An 18,920-nucleotide genomic window follows, 5' to 3' on the forward strand; every position below is an offset into this window, starting at 1 on the left:
GGAGACAGCTTTTTTCATGCAAGTCAATATATTTCGCAACTTTCTTATAGCTCATTTCATTAGGAAAAGATGGTATGATAGAAACAGAAATTAGGGAAGGAAAGAATTCAATGTCACAAAATTTACAACAAGCAGATGTTTTACAGCAGGTGGCAATTTACGGTCAATTGTTTAAAGAAAATCATGATGAAGACCGTGTGAAGAAAGCAGCATCATTAGCACATAAAGTAATAGATGAGGAATTTGTCATCGGTTTTGCAGGTCATTTTTCTGCTGGGAAATCATCAATGATCAATGCCCTGACTGGGGACGATTTATTGCCATCCAGTCCAATTCCGACGAGCGCCAATATCGTTAAGGTGAAAAAGACAGATAGTGAGTATGCAATTATCCATAGAACTGACGGTACTGTATATAAATTCGAAGGGCATGGTTTTTCGCCGGCGATTAAGTCTTTCAGTAAAGATGGTGCCGAAATCTCCCTTGTTGAAATAGGACATCCCTCGTCAAAATTACCTGAAGCTATAACTGTGATGGATACGCCGGGCGTCGATTCAACGGACGATGCACATCGCCTATCGACCGAATCGGCATTACATCTTGCGGATCTTGTTTTTTATACGATGGACTATAATCATGTACAGTCTGAACTGAATTTCAAGTTTACGAAAGAACTATTGCGTTATAATCCGAATGTCTATTTGATCATTAACCAAATTGATAAGCATCGGGAAAGCGAATTGCCATTTGAGGCGTTCAAAAAGTCGGTTGAAGACTCTTTTAGTCTATGGGGAGTCGAACCGAAAGGTATTTTTTACACATCCCTACGTAATAAAGAGCTTCCACATAATGATTTTGAAAAGGTTAAAAAGATTGTAGAAGGATCAATGGAAAACTGGAAAGAGCATTTCTTGAAAAACACGGAACTTTCTCTATTAAAGTTGAAAGAAGAGCATTTGAACTATCTTGAAACAGAAAAAGAAGAACGTAAACAGACTTATTCAGAAATCGTTTCTGAAGAGGAATGGGGGCAACTTGACGAACTATCGGCAGAAGTGAAAGAGTTGACAAAGCGTGCAGCCCTTCTGATGGGTGATGAATTTTATGCCGTTTTTGAAAGGGAACGAAATGAGTTATTGCGAAACGCGTCCGTCAGTCCTTTTGAAACTAGAGAATTGCTGAAGGAGTATCTTGAATCGAAATCTTCCAGATTTAAGGTCGGTTTCTTATTTGGAGCTAAAAAAACAGCGGAAGAAAGAGAAAAAAGAAAGAATGCCCTGACGGCTAATTTATCCAAACTTATACATACGCAAATTGAAGTGCATTTGAAGGCTTTAATGAAAAAAGTGCTGAAAGATGCTGGATTCATGACCGATGAGCGGTCAATTGAAATAGATGAAATGGACTTGACTGTCCCATTTGAGGAAATTGATGCCTATTTGAATGTTTCCGATGTCCTGACAGGTGATACAGTTCTAAATATGGCGGAACAGATGAAGTCAGCCATCCAACAAGTCATCCGGAAACGGACGGATGAATGGAAAAAAGAAATGTCGACCATCGCCGAATCAATTGGAAATGAACAATCAGAATCGCTGTTTTCAATTATTCGTTCACTTGAACAAAAACTTGCCGCCATTTCGCAAGTTGAAGAGATTAACAAAAAACTGTCTACTCTCAACGATAACGTTACAACCCCACCAGCCATCTTGAAGGAAAATAGCCGTCATCTCCTTGCGCAATGGGAAAAGAAATCTGATATTAAGCTTATCGATCTTGATGAAGTTGAAGTAGCGGAAAATGAGGTTGTTGCTGAGTCGCCTAAGTTAGAAGAACAAACAGAAGCGGAAACGGTGTCTACTACAACTGATGCAAGTCAAGTGATTGATCATGCATTGCATATTGCGGAAGCGGTAAAAGATATTCCGGGCTTTATGGAAACTGCCAATTATTTGCGGAATAAATCTAACCGACTTTCCGAGCAGGAATTTACAGTAGCGTTATTCGGTGCATTTAGTGCAGGAAAATCCTCATTTTCAAATGCATTGATCGGTGACCGTATTTTACCTGTCTCTCCAAATCCTACGACGGCTGCCATTAATAGAATTCGGCCATTATCCGCGGGTAAAGAGGATCGAACGGCTGATGTCCATTTGAAATCAGTCGATCAGATGACAGAGGACGTTGCGTTTTCGTTCGATAAATTAGGTGTTCCGATTACAACACTTGAAGAAGCGTTTAGGAAATCTGAGGAAGTGTTAAAAAGGGAGTTGGAGGATGAAAGCCTTCATATTCATAAAACTTTCATCCGGGCATTCGAAAAGGGATATCCTGTCTACAAGGGGAAACTTGGAAAAACCGTGAATGTAGAGGAAAGTGAATTTACCCGATTTGTAGCGGAAGAAGAACGTAGCTGCTTCGTAGACTCGATTGATCTATTCATCGATTGTGCATTGACAAGGCAAGGGATTACTCTTGTTGATACACCAGGGGCTGATTCGATCAATGCAAGGCATACAGACGTCGCTTTCGATTACATTAGAAATGCGGATGCAATTCTTTTCATCACATATTATAACCACGCTTTTGCAAGGGCAGACCGTGAGTTCCTTATTCAACTTGGACGGGTGAAAGACGCTTTCGAATTGGACAAAATGTTCTTTGTCGTCAATGCAATCGACCTCGCCTCAAATGATGAGGAAGCAGAAGCTGTAAAATCATTTGTTGAACAGGAATTGACATCATTCGGAATCCGTCATCCACGTGTTCACGGAATTTCGAGCTTGCAAGCGTTGGAAGCCAAACTTACAGGTCAACAAGATTCTTCCATGAACGAATTTGAAAGCCATTTTGAGCGTTTCTTGAAAGAGGATTTAAAGGGCCTTGCTGTCCAGGCGCTCCTTGAAGAGGCTGAAAAAACGGTTAACCGTCTTGCGACATTGATTGAAAGAACGGAAATGAACCAATCCCGAAAAGCGGAACGTATGCTTGAGTTAGACCGATTTGAACAGGAAATTCGTGCTCACTTCTCACATGGATTTGCGGAAGTTATTCGGAAGGCATCTACCAATGAGTTGAATGAGTTGGTTTACTATATTTTACAGCGTGTATTCTTGCGATTCGGGGACTTTTTCAAGGAAGGCTATAGTCCATCTACTTTCGCGAACTATCCTGCTGAAAAGGCATTGGCCATGTCTCTATCAGAAACCGTACAAATGGTTGGCTTTGACTTGACGCAAGAATTGAAGGTCACGAACTTACGCATGCTTAACTTTATGAATAAACAATTGAAAGAGCGGCAGCGTTCGGAAGTCCGATTCTTAGGTGAAAAAGATGCCTCCATTTCACCTTCGCCATATGAGACGGAAGATAAAGAGATGCTATCATTTGCAACGCCTTTTGAAAATCCAATGGTGTATAAAGATGTTAACCGGCTATTTAAAAACCAGAAATCGTTTTTCGAAAGAGGAGATCGGTTGGTTTTAAGAGATCAACTTGAAGAACGTTTGAAGCAGGATGCTTCAATCTATTTAGGGAAAGAGAAAGAGCGACTTGAAGTGTGGGCTGAACAATGGATTGAAGCAGAAGCAGAAGGGTTACGACTTCATTTGTTGCAACAAAGTATTCAGCAAATCGCATCAGAGCGTTCTCTATTGCAAGATACGGAACAATTGGATGAATGGCGTACAGTTTACGAAAAAAATCGTTAAGGGGGATGTTTTACTATGGGAAATGTTTTTAAATCGATCAACGACATTGCGGTCGATGGGGTTAAATGGATTGATGCACGTTATTCATTGCAAGACGAAAATTTGGGGAAAAAGAAATTCGAAGAAGGGCATATTAAAGATGCGGTCTATTGGGATCTTGGAAAGGACCTATCCGATTTGAAATTGAAATCGGGTAGACATCCTTTGCCGGATAAAGATGATTTGACGTCTTTATTCAGGAAAAGTGGACTTGAATTAGACGATCTTATACTCGTCTATGACGATGGGGGAGCACCTTTTGCAACGAGGGCCTGGTGGATTCTTCAATATGCCGGCTTTAAGAATTCATTCATCTCTCTTGAAGGTTTCGATCAGTTACAAGCATTAGGTGTCCCGGTTTCCGATGAACTCACAAGGCCAGAGCCTTCGAAAGTCGTCCCGGAATGGAATGAATCGATTTTCGCCTCACGCCAATTCGTTGAAAAGACCGTTGCTGGAGAAACGAACAATGTACTTGTAGATGCACGGTCTGCGGAAAGGTATCGCGGGGAAGTGGAACCGATCGACCCGATTGCAGGGCATATTCCTAAGGCATTGAATTTCGACTGGGAACGACTCAAGAAAGATGGAGTCTATGACCTCGGAAGTGACGTGAAAGATCAACTTTCAAAAGTAGTTAATCAGGAAGACGAAATTACCGTCTATTGCGGCAGCGGGGTTACGGCTACTCCGTTATACGCCATGCTGAAACATAATGGATATGATCATGTAAAACTGTATGTTGGAAGTTTCAGCGATTGGATTTCGAGAGATTCTATAGAAGTAGAAAAAGGTTGAACGGTTGGAGGTACCTCAGATGCAATACGCGATTATCGGGGATATCCATTCCTCTAAAGTAGATTTGGAAAAAGTACTTAACCATATAAATAAACAAGCATCTGATGCCGTTTTAATTGGCACGGGTGACTTATTTGAATGTACCATCAGTAAAAGGTATATAACTGAACATAAATACAGCAGTCTGTCTGAAGTGATGTTGATCCCTGATGGTTTTGTGGAATTGCTTACTTTTCCTTCTGTTGCCGGGAATCAGGAAGAACGAATTTTGCTGATTACTGAAACGGATGACGCTTTGCTGCAAAAGTTATCCGAGATGCCGGAGAAAATTGAACTTGAAGAGGCTGAAGTAATCCACGGACATCAATGGACATGGGGCGGGGAACCGTGGGCCTTATTGAAGGCAGAAACAGTGCGGCCGTTGACGTTTTATGGGCATAGCCATAAATCGGGTTTGACACAGAGCGGAAAAGAAGAAGATGTGCAGTTCGAACATCCGTATAAAATTGGTGAAGGACAAACGCTTGTCAATGTTGGTGCGGTTGTGAATGATCGGGAATGGGTTTTATACGACAGCACCCATAATACCGTGACCTTCATGAAAGCGGAATAATTGTTTGCCGCCAATCCTTTTGGCGGCAACTATTTTTTATAGGGTCAGGAATCAGTTTGCTGATGGATTGCTTCTCTTGCGAGGGCGTCAGCTGCACGGTTTTCAGCATCCGGAATCCATTTGATGAAGAAGAATTCGAAGGTCTTCGCAATCGACAGGATTTCATTCAAATATCCTTTATGAAGCTCGTTTTTCACAAATTCATTTTCAACTGCGGAAACGACTGCTTTTGAATCTGAGCGAGCTGAAACGATACCGGTCGTCAACTTCGCTGCTTCTTCCATGCCGCGCAGTAGTGCGATGAATTCTGCTGTATGATTATTGGTCGGTTCAATCGGTTCGGATAGCTTTACTTGCGCTCCTTCTCCTTTGATATAAATCCCGATGCCGCTTTTTCCAGGGTTACCGGCGCTTGCGCCATCTACGTATAATTCAATCATCTTCATCACTCCTTGGACTTAGTTGCAATTACATTATACGGACATTAAAATGAATGAATGACCCGCACGGGAGGTTATTATGGATAAATTAACGATCATGAATGAAATCAATGAAGTGCTTGATACGTATTGTGAAGGATGTTTTGTGAAAAGGCAACAGGTGAAGGATATTGGGAAGACGTCCGCACATCAATTTTGCATTCGGACCTGTACGATAGGGGAACAACTGCAATTCTTAGGGAATGAAATGAATAAATTGACAAAATAATACCCCGCCATGAATTACATGGCGGGATATTTACAATTCAGTTTTCATTTTAGCTAATACTTAAGACATTTGCCGCTTGGGGACCACGGTTGCCTTCAATGATTTCGAAGGAGACGGTCTGGCCTTCATCCAATGTCTTGAACCCCTCTGACATAATACCAGTGTAGTGTACAAATACATCTTCGCCATTGTCGGTTTCGATAAAACCATATCCTTTTTCGTTGCTAAACCATTTTACTTTACCTTGGTACATGTTTATTCCTCCCTCGGCAATTCAATGTCTATCCCATTATTGACATGGTTGAATTTACTATACATGAATCGACATTATACGTCAATGATATGGTGCGAATTATCAGTCGAGTTATAATAGGATATTTGCTTGATGCACCGGATTTCCTTTCCAGGCGGACGCTTTCCGCGGGCGTCGCCTCAGCCTCCACACTTCGCTTCGCTTCGTTGCGGGGTCTTCTGCTGACGCTTTTCCCGCTGGAGTCGCCGCCTTCCACTTCAATCCTTAAATAGGAAAATAAAAATGAGAAGGTGTTCAAATGGAAAAGTTTATTGAAAGATGTACGGAGCAAGTGATTGGAATATATGAGCAGTTTGATGCGAGTCATGATTTTGATCATATCTTACGAGTAATGAGAAATGCGGAGATGATTGCGAGGACATTGCCGGAGGCTGATATGGCGATTGTGAGGCTTGCAGCTCTTCTTCATGATGTGGATGATCCAAAATATAAAACGGAAAGTGGCGTGTCCGTAAAGGAATTGTTGCATTCATCGGGTGTAGATGCTGATATGACGAAGCGGATCTTGGAAACGATTAAGAGTGTTTCATTCAATGGTGGAAATGAGGAAGAGATCGTTTCGATTGAAGGGGCCATTTTGAGGGATGCGGATCGCCTTGATGCCATTGGAGCAATTGGGATTGCAAGGACTTTTGCTTTCGGGGGCGCAAGAGGGAGGAAACTGTATGATGCGAATGAAATAGCAAGGACGAATATGTCTGAATCGGAATATCGTTCCAAAAACACATCTTCCGTCACTCATTTTTATGAGAAGCTTTTATTATTAAAAGACCTCATGGTTACAGAGGAAGGGAAAAGGCTGGCGGACGAGCGGCATAAGTTCATGCTTGGTTTCCTTGAGCAGTTGAAGAGAGAAGTGGGGATTTAATGGATTTTCAGAAAGCTGTCCGTCGACCGTTATAGGATTGACGGACCAGTTTTTTTGAAACGCTCGTTTATCCTGAAAAACGCTCGTTTATTCTCATAACCGCTCGTTTATCTTCGGAACCGCTCGTTTATTCTGGAAAGCGCTCGTTTATTTTAGGAACCGCTCGTTTATTCTGGAAAGGGTTAGTCTTGATATGTATTTAGTGCAAGACACAGGTGTTGACCCGAGTCTGTCAGACTTTGCCATAGACATTTGGTGGGGGTTTTGCCGTACATTTGCTTTTCTCCGCTACTCTTACACCAAACAAACGGGTATCCTTCATTCAACGAGGATACCCGCTTGTTTTAATGCGATTTCTGCTTTTTCGATTTGCTGTTCAGTTTCCGCGATAACTGTATGAAGGTGAATGCCCTCTTCCGCTAACTTCGATAAATATACAGCATTTGCCTCCTGGACTTGGCGGATGAATTCTTTTACTTCCTGCCTGTTTGACACCATGATTGATGCACTTAAGTCACCGTAAACAGGATGTTCTATTTTTACGTCTTTCACCGTTAGGCCGTGGTCGACAAGAATATTCAATTCTTCTTCAGTCTGCTCCGGAGCGTGGTGACAGACAAGTGTCCTCTCGATTTTTCCAGGTCCGACTGGGGCATGCATATACATATAGCCTTGGCTTGTTGCGATGATTGGTTCGTTTTTAGCCTTCAATAAAGTGATATCTCCAACGATGACTTGGCGGCTGACATTTGTCAATTCCCCAAGTTCTTTTCCGGTCATTGGTCTATCTGCATTTTGTAATGTAGCCAAAATTAGTTCCCGGCGTTCTTCTCCGGGCATTTTTTCATTTCCGTTCAATGTTATCCCTCCATTACTTCAATTTTACCATATCCTCCATTCTGTTAGTGTATAATAGCACAGACAGAGTTCACCTGATCGAAATGGAGGAGAACCCGCATGCTAATTAAAAAAGTAACCGTTCGTAAAATGAAAATGAGAATGAAGGAACCTTTTGCAACGAGCTTCGGAACGATGCAGGACAAGCAGTTTTTATTGCTTGAAGTCGAAGATGAAATGGGGAATGCCGGCTGGGGGGAGTCAGTTGCTTTCGATGCCCCGTGGTATACAGAAGAAACAGTTGAGACGAATTTACATATGATCCGCGATTTTCTTATTCCGATCCTGCTTGGGAATGAAATTGACCATCCGGACGAGGTAAGTGCTCTATTTTCTCCTATCCGGAAAAATAATATGGCGAAGGCAGCTATTGAGGGTGCTGTCTGGGATCTTTATGCAAAGCGGAAGGGAATCCCGTTGGCTGAGGCTTTAGGCGGAAATCGACAGCGGATTGAAGTCGGAATCAGTATAGGCATCCAAGAAAACTTGGAACGTTTAATCGAAAAAGTACAAGGTTATTTGGATGAAGGGTATAAACGGATTAAAGTGAAAATCAAACCGGGTGCCGATATTGATGTAATTCGTCGGTTGAGGGAAGCTTTTCCGAATATCCCACTTATGGCAGACGCCAATTCGGCATATTCGTTGGACGATATCGATCTACTGAAGCAGTTAGATGAATTTGACCTTCTAATGATTGAGCAGCCGCTCGCTTATGATGATATAGTCGATCATGCTGTCTTACAAAAGGAGCTTAAAACACCGATTTGTCTTGACGAAAGTATTCTTTCATTGGAAGATGTGCGGAAGGCGGTTGAGATGGGGAGTACAAAAGTCATCAATGTGAAAATCGGAAGGGTTGGCGGCCTATCGGAGGCAAGAAGAATTCATGATTATTGCATGGAAAACGGAATTCCTGTCTGGTGCGGGGGGATGCTTGAAGCTGGAATCGGTCGAGCACATAATATCGCTTTGACGTCACTACCGAATTTTATCTTTCCGGGAGACACTGCGGGCTCTTCCCGTTATTGGGAAAAGGATATCATTGAGCCGGAAGTGGTTGTGGAGGATGGTTTTATAACCATATCGAATGCTCCTGGAATTGGCTATTCACCTGATTTTGATGCTATTGATGAATTTACTACTGATATCTGGCATTTTGAATAGATTGATGAATAATAGTTTTTCCAGTAAAATGAATGTAGGTTTTTGTAGAGAGGGAGTTTAATGTGAAAAAAATAATTAACGCTCTCGCGGTAAGCTCTATGCTGCTTCTGCTTGCTGCTTGTAGCTATACGGGAAAGGCCCAGAATGTAATGTCGGCCGGAGATTTATTAGATAAATCGCAAGAGGCGATGGAAACGTCTTTGAAATCTGTCCAATCGCATATCGTCTATGACGAAACGGAAGTAACTGTTAAAGATGGTGATCTGGAGAATCCAGAAAGGGCCGGTGTCAAATTCGATATGAGCACGGTTGCCTTCCTTGACCCTGTAAAGGTTCATACAGAGACGAAGGTTACTCCGCGTGGCACAGCGCCATGGAATATGGATGTTTACCAAGTTGACGACCGTGTGTTTGTAACAGACGACAAAAATAACAAATGGGATGAACTATCTTTCGGCTCAATTGCTGAAGTGTTCGGCACGCTTGTATCTGGCGTCAACCCTATCGTTGACCTATCCAAGTTCAAAGAGTTCGAGGATGACTTCATTCTTCAACCAATCGATTATGGCTATGCCTTGAAATTATCATTGGACCGTAATCAGCTAAAGCAATTTAAGGAGATTTTCCCTGATATCGGTTCCAGTCAAGAAGGGTTTGACATGGTTGACAGATTGGATATTGTCATTACATTCAATAACCGTACTCTTTACGTAACCGGCTTTACAATGTCTTCTTATATAAAGACATACAAAGACAGCAATTCGTACAGGTCCCAACAGAAGTTGAATGCCACTTATAGTTATTTCAACGACGCAGAGAACTTTGAATTGCCGAAGGAAGTTAAGGATCTGACATCTAAATAATATAAAATTGGCATCTGTCCAGGGCGTATCCCATGGCGGATGCTTTTTATTTTCATTTCCAATAACGCCCATTGAATATGAACGCCTGTTCTGAGTATACTATAAAGAACAAGTGTTCTTAAATGGAGGGAATCGATATGTATACTGATTTGCCGGACCGGAAAATTGTATGCCTTGATATGCGGAGTTTTTACGCCAGCTGTGCGGCGGTGATGGAAGGGCTTGATGTCATGGATACGCCGATTGCCATCATCGGCAATAAGGAGCGGAAGGGAGGCATTGTCCTCGCTGCTTCTCCCGCCTTGAAAAAGGAATTCGGTGTGCAGACGGGGATGCGGCTTTATGAAATCCCGGATGACCCATCCATACGGCTGATTGAGCCAAAAATGCAGTTTTATATCGATGTTTCAATGGAAATTGCCAGACTCTTGAACCGCTATGTACCGAAAGAGGCAATCCATGTCTATTCTGTCGATGAAAGCTTCATTGACCTTGGGGGAACCGAGCGGCTCTGGGGGCCTCCGGAAGAGACAGTTCAACGGATACAAGACCAGCTTGTCGATCAGTTCCAGTTGAGGTCGGCATGCGGAATGGGGCCGAATATGCTGATGTCGAAATTGGCCCTTGACCTCGACGCCAAGAAGACTGGTTTCGCCCGCTGGACGTATGAAGATATTCCATCAAGGCTTTGGCCAGTTGCACCGCTAAGCCGCATGTGGGGAATCGGCAGCAGACTCGAAAAGACATTAAATAACATGGGAATCTTCTCGGTCGGGGATTTGGCGCATACTCCTCTTGAACGGTTGGAACAGAAATTCGGCGTCATGGGAAACCAATTGTACCACCACGCTCACGGTATCGATCTATCTGATCTTGGCGCTCCTCTTGTCGAAGGACAAATCAGCTTCGGGAAAGGGCAAATCCTCTATCGTGATTATACGAAGCGGGAAGATATTCTGACAGTCATTCTTGAGATGTGCGAAGATGTCGCATTACGGGCAAGGGAAGCGGGCAAAGCGGGGCGCACGGTCCATTTATCCATCGGTTACTCGAAAAATTCACTTGGCGGCGGCTTCGGTCGATCCCGTTCAATGCACGAAGCGACAAATGACACAATGGCAATCTACCGACTTTGCACAAAGCTTTTAGACGAATTCCATGATGGCCGTCCCGTCAGGCGCATCGCCATCAGTTTGGCAAATTTGGAAAACGAATATGCCATGCAACTCAGCCTTTTTGATCAACATAAATGGCGCAACCGCCAACTTGGAAAGGCAATGGACTCATTGCGTAAAAAATACGGCTCCACAGCCATATTGCGTGCAGTATCCTACACAGACGCAGGAACAGCCGTCCATCGATCGAAGCTGATAGGCGGGCACTACAAATAATTAGATCAGACCAATTTGATGTAAGTAGTAGGATTGAAGTGGAAGGCGGCGACTCCTGCGGGAATAGCATGAGCTGAAGACCCCGCAACGTAGCGCAGCGAAGTGAGGAGGCTGAAGCCATGCCCGCGGAAGCGTCCGCCTGGAACGGAAATCCGGTTACTTGTTTTCTATATTAATTAGCAAGGAGATGATCAAATGATCCGTGACCGAGGACGTATCAAATGGACTGCAATGATGCTTCCGGAACATGTCGAACAGCTACGGGACTGGCAAAAGGAAGATCAACATCAACTAAGGCAACATCCCGACGAACAACAAATGGAAGAATGGAACTATCGGATACAGGAGGCAATCGAAAAAAATCGACCGATCACCGTTCACTATTGGCAAGATAAAAGAATACTGACAGCGGGCGGGATTGTCAGCAAAATCGATATACTTGAGGGCATGTTTCAATTGACTTCCCAAGCAAATCAAACACACCAAATTCCATTTGTCAACCTAAAAAGTATTTCAGATTTCGAATAATTTGAGTCTCGTACCTTTTCTATTGTTCAGAATTTTGGTAGACTATTCAGGGACATAGAAAAAGAGTAGGGGGAATACCGTGAAAGTTTTATTACAGCTTGGTTGGTTTTTCAAACAACGGAAAAAGCAATACGGATTAGGAATCGCAGCGCTTGTGTTCGTTTCCTTATTACAATTGCTTCCACCGAAAATCATCGGCTATATTGTCGATGATATTACACTCGGGACATTGACGGGATCCCAACTGACAAAATGGCTTATTATTTTGGCGGTTGCAGGAATTCTGATGTACGTATCGCGTTATTATTGGCGCGTCATGATTTTTGGTTCGGCGGTACTATTATCACGGACAATGCGTGAGAAGTTATTCAATCATTTTACAAGAATGTCACCTTCTTTTTATCAAAAAAGACGGGTCGGGGATTTGATGGCACACGCGACAAACGACATCAATGCGGTGCAACAGACGGCAGGAATGGGAATCCTGACACTAGTCGACTCCCTTTCCACGGGTGGGTTCGTCATTTTGACAATGGCGTTAACCATCAACTGGAAACTAACATTAATCGCACTCATCCCATTTCCATTCATGATTTTCCTAACAAGCTATTATGGAAGATTGCTGCGCCGACGCTTCCGTTTCGCACAAGAAGCATTCTCCAATCTGAATGATAAGACACAGGAGAGCATTTCTGGCGTTAAAGTAATCAAAACATTTGGACAGCAAAAGGAAGACATTGAAGATTTCACGGATTTATCAACAGATGTTGTTGCAAGAAACATGCGGGTGGCAAAAGTCGATGCACTTTTCGATCCAACGATTACTGGAATTTTTGCCGTATCTTATATTCTGTCATTCTACTTCGGAACGAAATTCATCATTGCCGGTGATATGTCTATCGGTGACATGATTGCATTCAGTACATACCTTGGATTGCTAACATGGCCAATGCTTGCATTCGGCTTCCTATTCAACATCGTAGAACGCGGAAATGCTTCCTATAGCCGGATTACTGAATTGCTATCGATTACACCTGATATTCAGGATGTCACAGGAGCTATTGACCATAGACCTGAAGGGGATCTTCACTTCGACATCGATGAATTCAAGTTCCCAGATGACAAAACTCCCGCACTTCATGACGTGCATTTCACATTAAAACGTGGGGAAACGCTTGGTATTGTCGGAAAAACGGGATCAGGGAAAACCGCTATTTTGAAGTTGCTTCTAAGGGAATTTGAAGGGTATAAGGGAAGCATCGTCTATGGCGGAAACCCAATCAATAAATACAAACAGCAACGTTTACGGGAATCGATCGGTTATGTGCCGCAAGATCACTTCCTATTCTCAACGACAATAGCTGAAAATATTGCATTCACAAATCCGAAGATCGATCGCGAGAAAATACATGAGGCAGCAAGTCTTGCGCATATCCATGAAGATATTAAAGGCTTCGCTGAAGGATATGAAACGGTTGTCGGGGAGCGTGGCGTATCACTTTCCGGAGGACAAAAGCAACGGATTTCCATTGCACGCGCACTGATCATGGAACCAGAATTGCTTATTTTGGACGATTCGCTATCAGCAGTCGACGCCAAGACGGAAGAGGCAATCCTTGAATCGCTGAAACAGATGCGAACAGGGGAGACGACAATCATAACATCGCATCGTCTAAGTGCCATCCAACATGCCCATAAGATCATCGTTATGCATGAAGGGACGATTGTTGAAGCGGGCACGCATGAAGAGTTGCTTGCATTGGGCGGAAGATATAAAGAAATGTATGACTTGCAACAACTGGAAGTGCTTGTCGAGCAAGGAGGGGAAGAATAATGCAGATGGAAAAACAGCCCAAATTGACGGCGAAGGACCAATTCAAGGTGTTCAAGCGACTTATGCGTTATACAATCCCGCATAAGGTGAGCATTACAATCGCATTGTCATTGCTTGTATTGACAATAACCGGGAGCATTGTAGGACCTCTCATCATTCAATCATTTATCGACGATTATTTAACACCGCTTCATTTTCCTAAAAATGAAGTGATGACACTTGCACTCGTCTATATCGGATTACAAGTGTTCATCGTAACTGTATCGTATTTCCAACTGCTGCGCTTTCAAGATATTTCATTGAAAATTATCCAGCAGATGAGGATTGATGTTTTTACAAAAGTGCATGGTTTAGGCATGCGCTATTTTGACAGAACTCCAGCGGGAAGTATTGTATCACGTGTAACAAACGACACGGAATCCATCAAGGAGATGTTCACGAGCGTCGTTGTTACGTTCCTACAAGCGATTTTTGTTCTTATTGGTGTTTTCATCGCATTGTTTTCCCTGGATGTGAAGTTGACGTTTGCATCTATGCTCTTGCTTCCTTTATTCCTGACAATCATCATTGTATACCGACGTTACAGTTCCGATTTCTATCAGGATTTAAGGGAACGTTTAAGTCAATTGAATGCCAAAATAGCGGAGTCATTATCCGGTATGGGTATGGTTCAAGCATTCAGACAAGAGGAACGCTTGGCGAAAGAATTTGACAACATCAACGAAGGTCACTTCCGGGCAGGTATGCGAAATATTAAATTCGATAGTATCCTGCTTGGGCCATTCATCGACTTGCTTTATGCGTTCGCTATCGTTTGTGTCCTTGGATATTTTGGATTCATGTCACTCGATAGTGCAGTCGAAGTCGGAATCATCTATGCATTCACGACGTTGATCGGACGTTTGTTCCAACCGGTTCAGCAAGTAATGCAGAGGTTGTCAATCTTCCAACAGGCGCTTGTTTCCGCATCCCGCGTGTTTAAATTGATGGATGATCCTGATATGGAGCCAGCGCAAAAAGAAGCGGGTAATAAGGAAATTCAACAAGGAACTATCGAATTCCGAGATGTTACTTTCTCGTATGATGGTAAAAATGATGTATTGAAAAATATCTCATTCACTGCAAATGCCGGTGAAACGGTCGCATTAGTCGGCCATACGGGAAGCGGAAAAAGTTCCATCATCAATTTACTTATGCGTTTCTACGAGTACAATAAGGGAGAAATACTTATTGATGGTGTGAACTTGAAGGATTTACCGAAAGCAGAGCTACGTAAGAAAATTGGTCTTGTCCTTCAAGATCCGTTCCTTTTCTACGGGGATATCGAAAGTAATATTCGATTGCATAATCAGGAAATGACTTCGGAAGAAGTTCGTGCTGCAGCGGAATTCGTTCAAGCGAATGAATTTATCGAAAAGTTGCCAGAGAAATATTCACAAAAAGTAACAGAGCGTGGTTCAACCTTCTCAAGCGGGCAGCGCCAACTTGTTGCATTCGCAAGAACGATTGCGACGAACCCGAAAATCCTTGTCTTGGATGAAGCGACAGCTAATATTGATACAGAAACAGAAGTTGCGATTCAGGCAAGTTTGGAGAAAATGCGTAAAGGTAGAACAACGATTGCAATTGCTCATAGATTGAGTACAATTCAAGATGCTGAGCTTATCTTAGTGTTGCATCAAGGGGAAATTGTTGAGCGAGGAAACCATCAACAACTACTTGCACAAAAAGGATTGTATTATATGATGTACCAGCTTCAAAATGGAATTATGGATGATGCTATTTAAGTAAATTGGACCGGCCCGTATGCATTGGTTAGCCAATGAAGTACGAGCCGGTTTTTGCTTGTGAAAAAGAGGCACAATTCAATAGATAAATTGCGATATTCAAAGGATATATTCGTGGATTCAATAGATATATTGCGGTATTCGAAAGATATCCGTAGCATTTTCCGCTTTTCATTTGTTTAGCTGCCTGACGCCCCCGTTTTACTTGTCATAAACATTTCACAGTTCAAATGAGCGTAATTTGGTTCGGGATTTGTTACGATGGAGAGAGAAAAATGAAGGGGAGAGAATGATGGCGACTGATTTGAATATATTTCTTGCATTCGGAGCGGGTTTCCTAAGCTTTATATCACCTTGCGTCCTGCCATTGTATCCAGCATTTATATCATACATTACCGGGATGTCGATTGAAGACCTGAAATCGGATTCAAAACGGATGAACCGAAACGGTATGCTTCACACAATATTCTTTTTACTTGGATTTTCAGTTGTATTCGTATTTTTAGGGTTCAGTACTTCGTTTGTTGGCACCTTTTTCATACAATACAAAGATATGCTTAGACAGATTGGTGCCATTTTCATAGTTGTGTTTGGACTTATGGTTATCGGTTTGTTCACACCTAAGTTTCTAATGAAAGAACATAGGCTCCAATTCAAAAATCGTCCAGCAGGCTTTCTAGGTACAGCTTTGATCGGTCTTGCATTTTCTGCTGGTTGGCAACCATGTATGGGGCCAATCATCGGGGCAATTATTGGACTCGCTGCAGCAAATCCGGGATCCAGCATGCTGTACATGATGCTCTATGTATTAGGCTTTGCAATTCCATTTTTCGTTTTGTCGTTTTTCATCACAAGACTTGGATGGATTCGCAGAAACAGTAATCTCATTATGAAAATCGGTGGCTATATCATGATTGCATTCGGTCTTCTGCTGTTTTTCGACGGCATCACATACTTAACAAGCCTACTTAGCCCGATTTTCGGAGATTTCCAAGGGTTTTAATGAATACAAACGCTCACCATACTTGCCTCCGTCCATTATAATAATGTAGATGGGGGCAAAGTGGGTTCTACATTGAAGTGGAGGAGTTGCCGATGAAAGAGGTCGGGTCATTTGAACAGTGGGTGGATATTTTAACAACTGAACCTCAATTATTATTATTCGTAAAAACGGATCATTGCTCAGTTTGCGACGGGCTATACCCGCAAGTGGCAGGGCTTGAAGATGACTATCCGTTTCCTTTTTATAAAGTGAATGTGGCGCAAGTACCTGAAATGGCGGGACAGTTATCGTTATTTACTGCACCTGTTATTCTTTTATTTCATAAAGAGAGAGAAACAGCACGGTTTGCGAGATTTGTTCCGATGGAAGATCTGAAACAGCGGATGGCTGAATTGGTCGAATGGGGAAAGGGCTATGCTTAAGTTACGTGAATTCATTGATTATATTTTTACAGAAATCCCTTCTATTTACTTAATTGTCGGCTCAACTATAGTCTTTTTATTCATGGGAACGTTGGCGTTTTTCGTACGGGCGAAGGCAGCTAAAAAACCAATATCTCCTAAACGGATCATCTTGCCGCCATTATTCATGTCAACTGGGGCATTTATGTTTGTATTTGAGGAGTTTTGGGTGCCATTTCCTCAAGTGATGGAATCAGTGTTCGTAGGTCTATTATTTTCATTAGTATTGATCAAAACGACGAATATTGAAGTTATAAAAGAAAAGCTATTTGTAAAAAAATCGAAGGCTTTTCTGTTCATATTAGGTGGATTACTTGTTTTCCGCCTCGTAGCAAAATTGATATTAAGCAACACGATAGATGTCGGAGAACTTGCAGGGATATTTTGGATTTTGGCATTCGCAATGATACTTCCATGGAGAATAGGGATGCTCGTGAAATATTACAAACTTAAGAATGCTATGTAGAATGATAAAATGATTTGTACCTTAGGATTCCGTTGTTTGAAGTGGAAGGCGGCGACTCCAGCGGGAATAGCATGAGCTGAAGACCCCGCAACGAAGCGAAGCGCAGTGAGGAGGCTGAAGCCATGCCCGCGGAAAGCGTCTGCCTGGAACGGAAAGCAACATTAGTTAATTTAACAAAAGAGGCCTCCAACTTATCAAGTGGAAGGCCTCTTTTATTATTCAAATAAATGCTCATAAGGGGTCAAATCAACCTTCATCGAGTCCAATTTCTTGCGCAGAAATTTATGATCGCGCTTAGGTGTGGCGATGATATATCCACGGATAATATGGTCGAAGCTAATTGTTTTCGCGCGGTCTTCCAACGCAATTTGACCGATTTTAGAACCGATTTTTTGTTTGGCAACGTCACGGAACAGTTCCGGTACAGGGCTGACGAGTTCATTCAAAATAGCCTTTGCTTCATCATTCCAAAGATGAAGGGATTCATTTACATAATGTTCTTCCCAATCAAGCGTAGATTTGCCGTCAGCCTTCGGAAATACCTTGAGAAATTTCCGAAACATGAAGAAGCCACCAATCCCAAAAAGACCGATAAGAACGAAACACCAGAAAACGATGAACCACATAAAGAAATCTTGCAACTATCTTCACCTCTTCCATTCTATTCACCATTATAAAAGCTTTTCGGAAAAAATACACGAAAAAGTATCCTTATTAACAGTGCAATGCACTTTTTCATTGAAAAGTGAAGTGAACTTCACTTAAAAGTCAAGAATTGGACAAGAAGGCAAGTATAGTGTGGTTGTTTGAAATGGACCCTTCTACTATGATAAAGTAAATATGGAAAGTGGAGGAGTCTGATTATGTCTAAAAAAATTTTTCTTTCATTCATTTTACCACTCATGTTAGTGTTGAGTGCGTGTTCAATGGGCGGATTCAAGCCGGATCACAAGTATAAGATTGAGTCATTCGACTCAACAAACCAACATAATGAACAAGTTACATTGGACGATCTCAAAGGGACAGTATGGATTGCACAATTTGTCTTTACGAATTGTGATAATGTTTGCTTGCCAATGATGGCGAATATGGCAGATCTTCAAAAGCAACTTCATGACGAGGGAATTGAAGATTATAAAATCGTTTCTTTCAGTGTAGATCCTGCATTCGATTCACCAGAAGTATTACAGGAGTACTTGGATGCATTTGATCCAGTAGACCAAAGCAAGTGGGAAATGTTGACTGGATATAGCCAGGAAGCAATTGAAAACCTTGCAATTGGATCATTCAAGACATTCGTAACGAAGACACCTAATGATGTCATCCATGGGTCTGGCTTTAGTTTGGTCAATAAAGATGGCGTGTCTGTCAAAACATATAACGGTGCAGAAGATGTACCGTACGATCAAATGGTAAAAGATATTAAGGCACTTATTAAAGAAGAACCGAAATCATAACTGATATACAGAAAAGG

19 protein-coding genes are annotated in these 18,920 nt (G+C 42.3%); 15 read left to right on the plus strand and 4 right to left on the minus strand.

The features are described from left to right. Positions 1-74: 74 nt before the first annotated feature. Genes NSQ43_RS10755 through NSQ43_RS10765 form a run of 3 tightly spaced genes read left to right on the plus strand, consistent with a single transcriptional unit; the run spans position 75 to position 5,160 of the window. On the plus strand, positions 75-3,710 hold the full coding sequence (locus tag NSQ43_RS10755; RefSeq protein WP_339250058.1) for a dynamin family protein: 3,636 nt from the start codon (positions 75-77) through the stop codon (positions 3,708-3,710). A 15-nt stretch (positions 3,711-3,725) separates the two neighbouring features. Then, a complete protein-coding gene (locus NSQ43_RS10760; RefSeq protein WP_339250060.1) occupies positions 3,726-4,547 on the plus strand; it encodes a sulfurtransferase in 822 nt (273 codons plus the stop codon). A gap of 19 nt (positions 4,548-4,566) precedes the next feature. Then, positions 4,567-5,160, plus strand: coding sequence for a metallophosphoesterase family protein (locus NSQ43_RS10765; RefSeq protein ID WP_339250063.1), 594 nt, complete (start codon positions 4,567-4,569; stop codon positions 5,158-5,160). 44 nt (positions 5,161-5,204) lie between these two features. Here the strand turns inward: NSQ43_RS10765 and NSQ43_RS10770 are convergent, their stop codons facing one another. Beyond that, positions 5,205-5,600, minus strand: coding sequence for a ribonuclease HI family protein (locus NSQ43_RS10770; protein ID WP_339250065.1), 396 nt, complete (start codon positions 5,598-5,600; stop codon positions 5,205-5,207). A gap of 79 nt (positions 5,601-5,679) precedes the next feature. Between NSQ43_RS10770 and NSQ43_RS10775 the strand changes: the two genes are divergently transcribed. Further along, positions 5,680-5,868, plus strand: a complete 189-nt coding sequence (locus NSQ43_RS10775) for a zinc-finger domain-containing protein (RefSeq protein WP_339250067.1) — start codon at positions 5,680-5,682, stop codon at positions 5,866-5,868. A gap of 49 nt (positions 5,869-5,917) precedes the next feature. Here NSQ43_RS10775 and NSQ43_RS10780 read toward each other — a convergent pair whose 3' ends face one another. Further along, positions 5,918-6,121: a cold shock domain-containing protein gene (locus NSQ43_RS10780; RefSeq protein ID WP_339250069.1), complete on the minus strand. Its 204-nt coding sequence runs from the start codon at positions 6,119-6,121 to the stop codon at positions 5,918-5,920. Between the two features lie 298 nt (positions 6,122-6,419). Here NSQ43_RS10780 and NSQ43_RS10785 point away from each other — a divergent pair, with 298 nt between their 5' ends. Then, positions 6,420-7,049 (plus strand): HD domain-containing protein, encoded by a 630-nt coding sequence (locus NSQ43_RS10785; RefSeq protein ID WP_339250071.1) that lies wholly within the window; start codon positions 6,420-6,422, stop codon positions 7,047-7,049. A gap of 318 nt (positions 7,050-7,367) precedes the next feature. Here the strand turns inward: NSQ43_RS10785 and NSQ43_RS10790 are convergent, their stop codons facing one another. Then, positions 7,368-7,907 (minus strand): transcription repressor NadR, encoded by a 540-nt coding sequence (locus NSQ43_RS10790; protein WP_339250073.1) that lies wholly within the window; start codon positions 7,905-7,907, stop codon positions 7,368-7,370. Positions 7,908-8,006: 99 nt separating this feature from the next. Here NSQ43_RS10790 and menC point away from each other — a divergent pair, with 99 nt between their 5' ends. From menC to NSQ43_RS10835, 9 genes are all read left to right on the plus strand, one after another. Next, positions 8,007-9,113 (plus strand): o-succinylbenzoate synthase, encoded by a 1,107-nt coding sequence (menC, locus tag NSQ43_RS10795; RefSeq protein WP_339250075.1) that lies wholly within the window; start codon positions 8,007-8,009, stop codon positions 9,111-9,113. A gap of 62 nt (positions 9,114-9,175) precedes the next feature. Continuing rightward, the gene (locus NSQ43_RS10800; RefSeq protein ID WP_339250077.1) at positions 9,176-9,976 is read left to right on the plus strand and encodes a DUF6612 family protein; all 801 of its coding nucleotides are present in this window, start codon (positions 9,176-9,178) and stop codon (positions 9,974-9,976) included. A 137-nt stretch (positions 9,977-10,113) separates the two neighbouring features. Then, the gene (locus NSQ43_RS10805; protein ID WP_339250079.1) at positions 10,114-11,367 is read left to right on the plus strand and encodes a UV damage repair protein UvrX; all 1,254 of its coding nucleotides are present in this window, start codon (positions 10,114-10,116) and stop codon (positions 11,365-11,367) included. A gap of 195 nt (positions 11,368-11,562) precedes the next feature. Continuing rightward, positions 11,563-11,895: a YolD-like family protein gene (locus tag NSQ43_RS10810; protein ID WP_339250081.1), complete on the plus strand. Its 333-nt coding sequence runs from the start codon at positions 11,563-11,565 to the stop codon at positions 11,893-11,895. A gap of 79 nt (positions 11,896-11,974) precedes the next feature. Next, positions 11,975-13,729, plus strand: a complete 1,755-nt coding sequence (locus tag NSQ43_RS10815) for an ABC transporter transmembrane domain-containing protein (protein ID WP_339250083.1) — start codon at positions 11,975-11,977, stop codon at positions 13,727-13,729. A 5-nt stretch (positions 13,730-13,734) separates the two neighbouring features. After that, a complete protein-coding gene (locus tag NSQ43_RS10820; RefSeq protein WP_339254877.1) occupies positions 13,735-15,516 on the plus strand; it encodes an ABC transporter ATP-binding protein in 1,782 nt (593 codons plus the stop codon). A gap of 292 nt (positions 15,517-15,808) precedes the next feature. Beyond that, positions 15,809-16,519, plus strand: coding sequence for a cytochrome c biogenesis protein CcdA (locus tag NSQ43_RS10825; protein WP_339250085.1), 711 nt, complete (start codon positions 15,809-15,811; stop codon positions 16,517-16,519). Positions 16,520-16,611: 92 nt separating this feature from the next. Continuing rightward, entirely contained in the window at positions 16,612-16,941 is a 330-nt protein-coding gene (locus NSQ43_RS10830; RefSeq protein ID WP_339250087.1) for a thioredoxin family protein, read from the plus strand. Then, the gene (locus NSQ43_RS10835) at positions 16,934-17,446 is read left to right on the plus strand and encodes a cytochrome c biogenesis protein CcdC (RefSeq protein ID WP_339250089.1); all 513 of its coding nucleotides are present in this window, start codon (positions 16,934-16,936) and stop codon (positions 17,444-17,446) included. The genes NSQ43_RS10830 and NSQ43_RS10835 overlap by 8 nt, the downstream gene beginning before the upstream one ends. Positions 17,447-17,661: 215 nt before the next feature. Here the strand turns inward: NSQ43_RS10835 and NSQ43_RS10840 are convergent, their stop codons facing one another. Beyond that, positions 17,662-18,072: a DUF2621 domain-containing protein gene (locus tag NSQ43_RS10840; protein WP_339254879.1), complete on the minus strand. Its 411-nt coding sequence runs from the start codon at positions 18,070-18,072 to the stop codon at positions 17,662-17,664. Between the two features lie 237 nt (positions 18,073-18,309). Between NSQ43_RS10840 and NSQ43_RS10845 the strand changes: the two genes are divergently transcribed. Beyond that, entirely contained in the window at positions 18,310-18,903 is a 594-nt protein-coding gene (locus NSQ43_RS10845; RefSeq protein WP_339250091.1) for an SCO family protein, read from the plus strand. The last annotated feature ends 17 nt before the right edge of the window (positions 18,904-18,920 follow it).

It is taken from the genome of Sporosarcina sp. FSL W8-0480 (genome assembly GCF_037963765.1).
Classification (GTDB): domain Bacteria; phylum Bacillota; class Bacilli; order Bacillales_A; family Planococcaceae; genus Sporosarcina.

Coding starts and splice junctions, on each gene's coding strand:
- NSQ43_RS10770 (WP_339250065.1), bottom strand. CDS start 5,600: ATGATTGAATTATACGTAGATGGCGCAAGCGCCGGTAACCCTGGAAAA.
- NSQ43_RS10840 (WP_339254879.1), bottom strand. CDS start 18,072: ATGTGGTTCATCGTTTTCTGGTGTTTCGTTCTTATCGGTCTTTTTGGG.
- NSQ43_RS10830 (WP_339250087.1), top strand. CDS start 16,612: ATGAAAGAGGTCGGGTCATTTGAACAGTGGGTGGATATTTTAACAACT.
- NSQ43_RS10805 (WP_339250079.1), top strand. CDS start 10,114: ATGTATACTGATTTGCCGGACCGGAAAATTGTATGCCTTGATATGCGG.
- NSQ43_RS10760 (WP_339250060.1), top strand. CDS start 3,726: ATGGGAAATGTTTTTAAATCGATCAACGACATTGCGGTCGATGGGGTT.
- NSQ43_RS10845 (WP_339250091.1), top strand. CDS start 18,310: ATGTCTAAAAAAATTTTTCTTTCATTCATTTTACCACTCATGTTAGTG.
- NSQ43_RS10775 (WP_339250067.1), top strand. CDS start 5,680: ATGGATAAATTAACGATCATGAATGAAATCAATGAAGTGCTTGATACG.
- NSQ43_RS10780 (WP_339250069.1), bottom strand. CDS start 6,121: ATGTACCAAGGTAAAGTAAAATGGTTTAGCAACGAAAAAGGATATGGT.
- NSQ43_RS10785 (WP_339250071.1), top strand. CDS start 6,420: ATGGAAAAGTTTATTGAAAGATGTACGGAGCAAGTGATTGGAATATAT.
- NSQ43_RS10755 (WP_339250058.1), top strand. CDS start 75: ATGATAGAAACAGAAATTAGGGAAGGAAAGAATTCAATGTCACAAAAT.
- NSQ43_RS10765 (WP_339250063.1), top strand. CDS start 4,567: ATGCAATACGCGATTATCGGGGATATCCATTCCTCTAAAGTAGATTTG.
- NSQ43_RS10835 (WP_339250089.1), top strand. CDS start 16,934: ATGCTTAAGTTACGTGAATTCATTGATTATATTTTTACAGAAATCCCT.
- menC (WP_339250075.1), top strand. CDS start 8,007: ATGCTAATTAAAAAAGTAACCGTTCGTAAAATGAAAATGAGAATGAAG.
- NSQ43_RS10825 (WP_339250085.1), top strand. CDS start 15,809: ATGGCGACTGATTTGAATATATTTCTTGCATTCGGAGCGGGTTTCCTA.
- NSQ43_RS10820 (WP_339254877.1), top strand. CDS start 13,735: ATGGAAAAACAGCCCAAATTGACGGCGAAGGACCAATTCAAGGTGTTC.
- NSQ43_RS10810 (WP_339250081.1), top strand. CDS start 11,563: ATGATCCGTGACCGAGGACGTATCAAATGGACTGCAATGATGCTTCCG.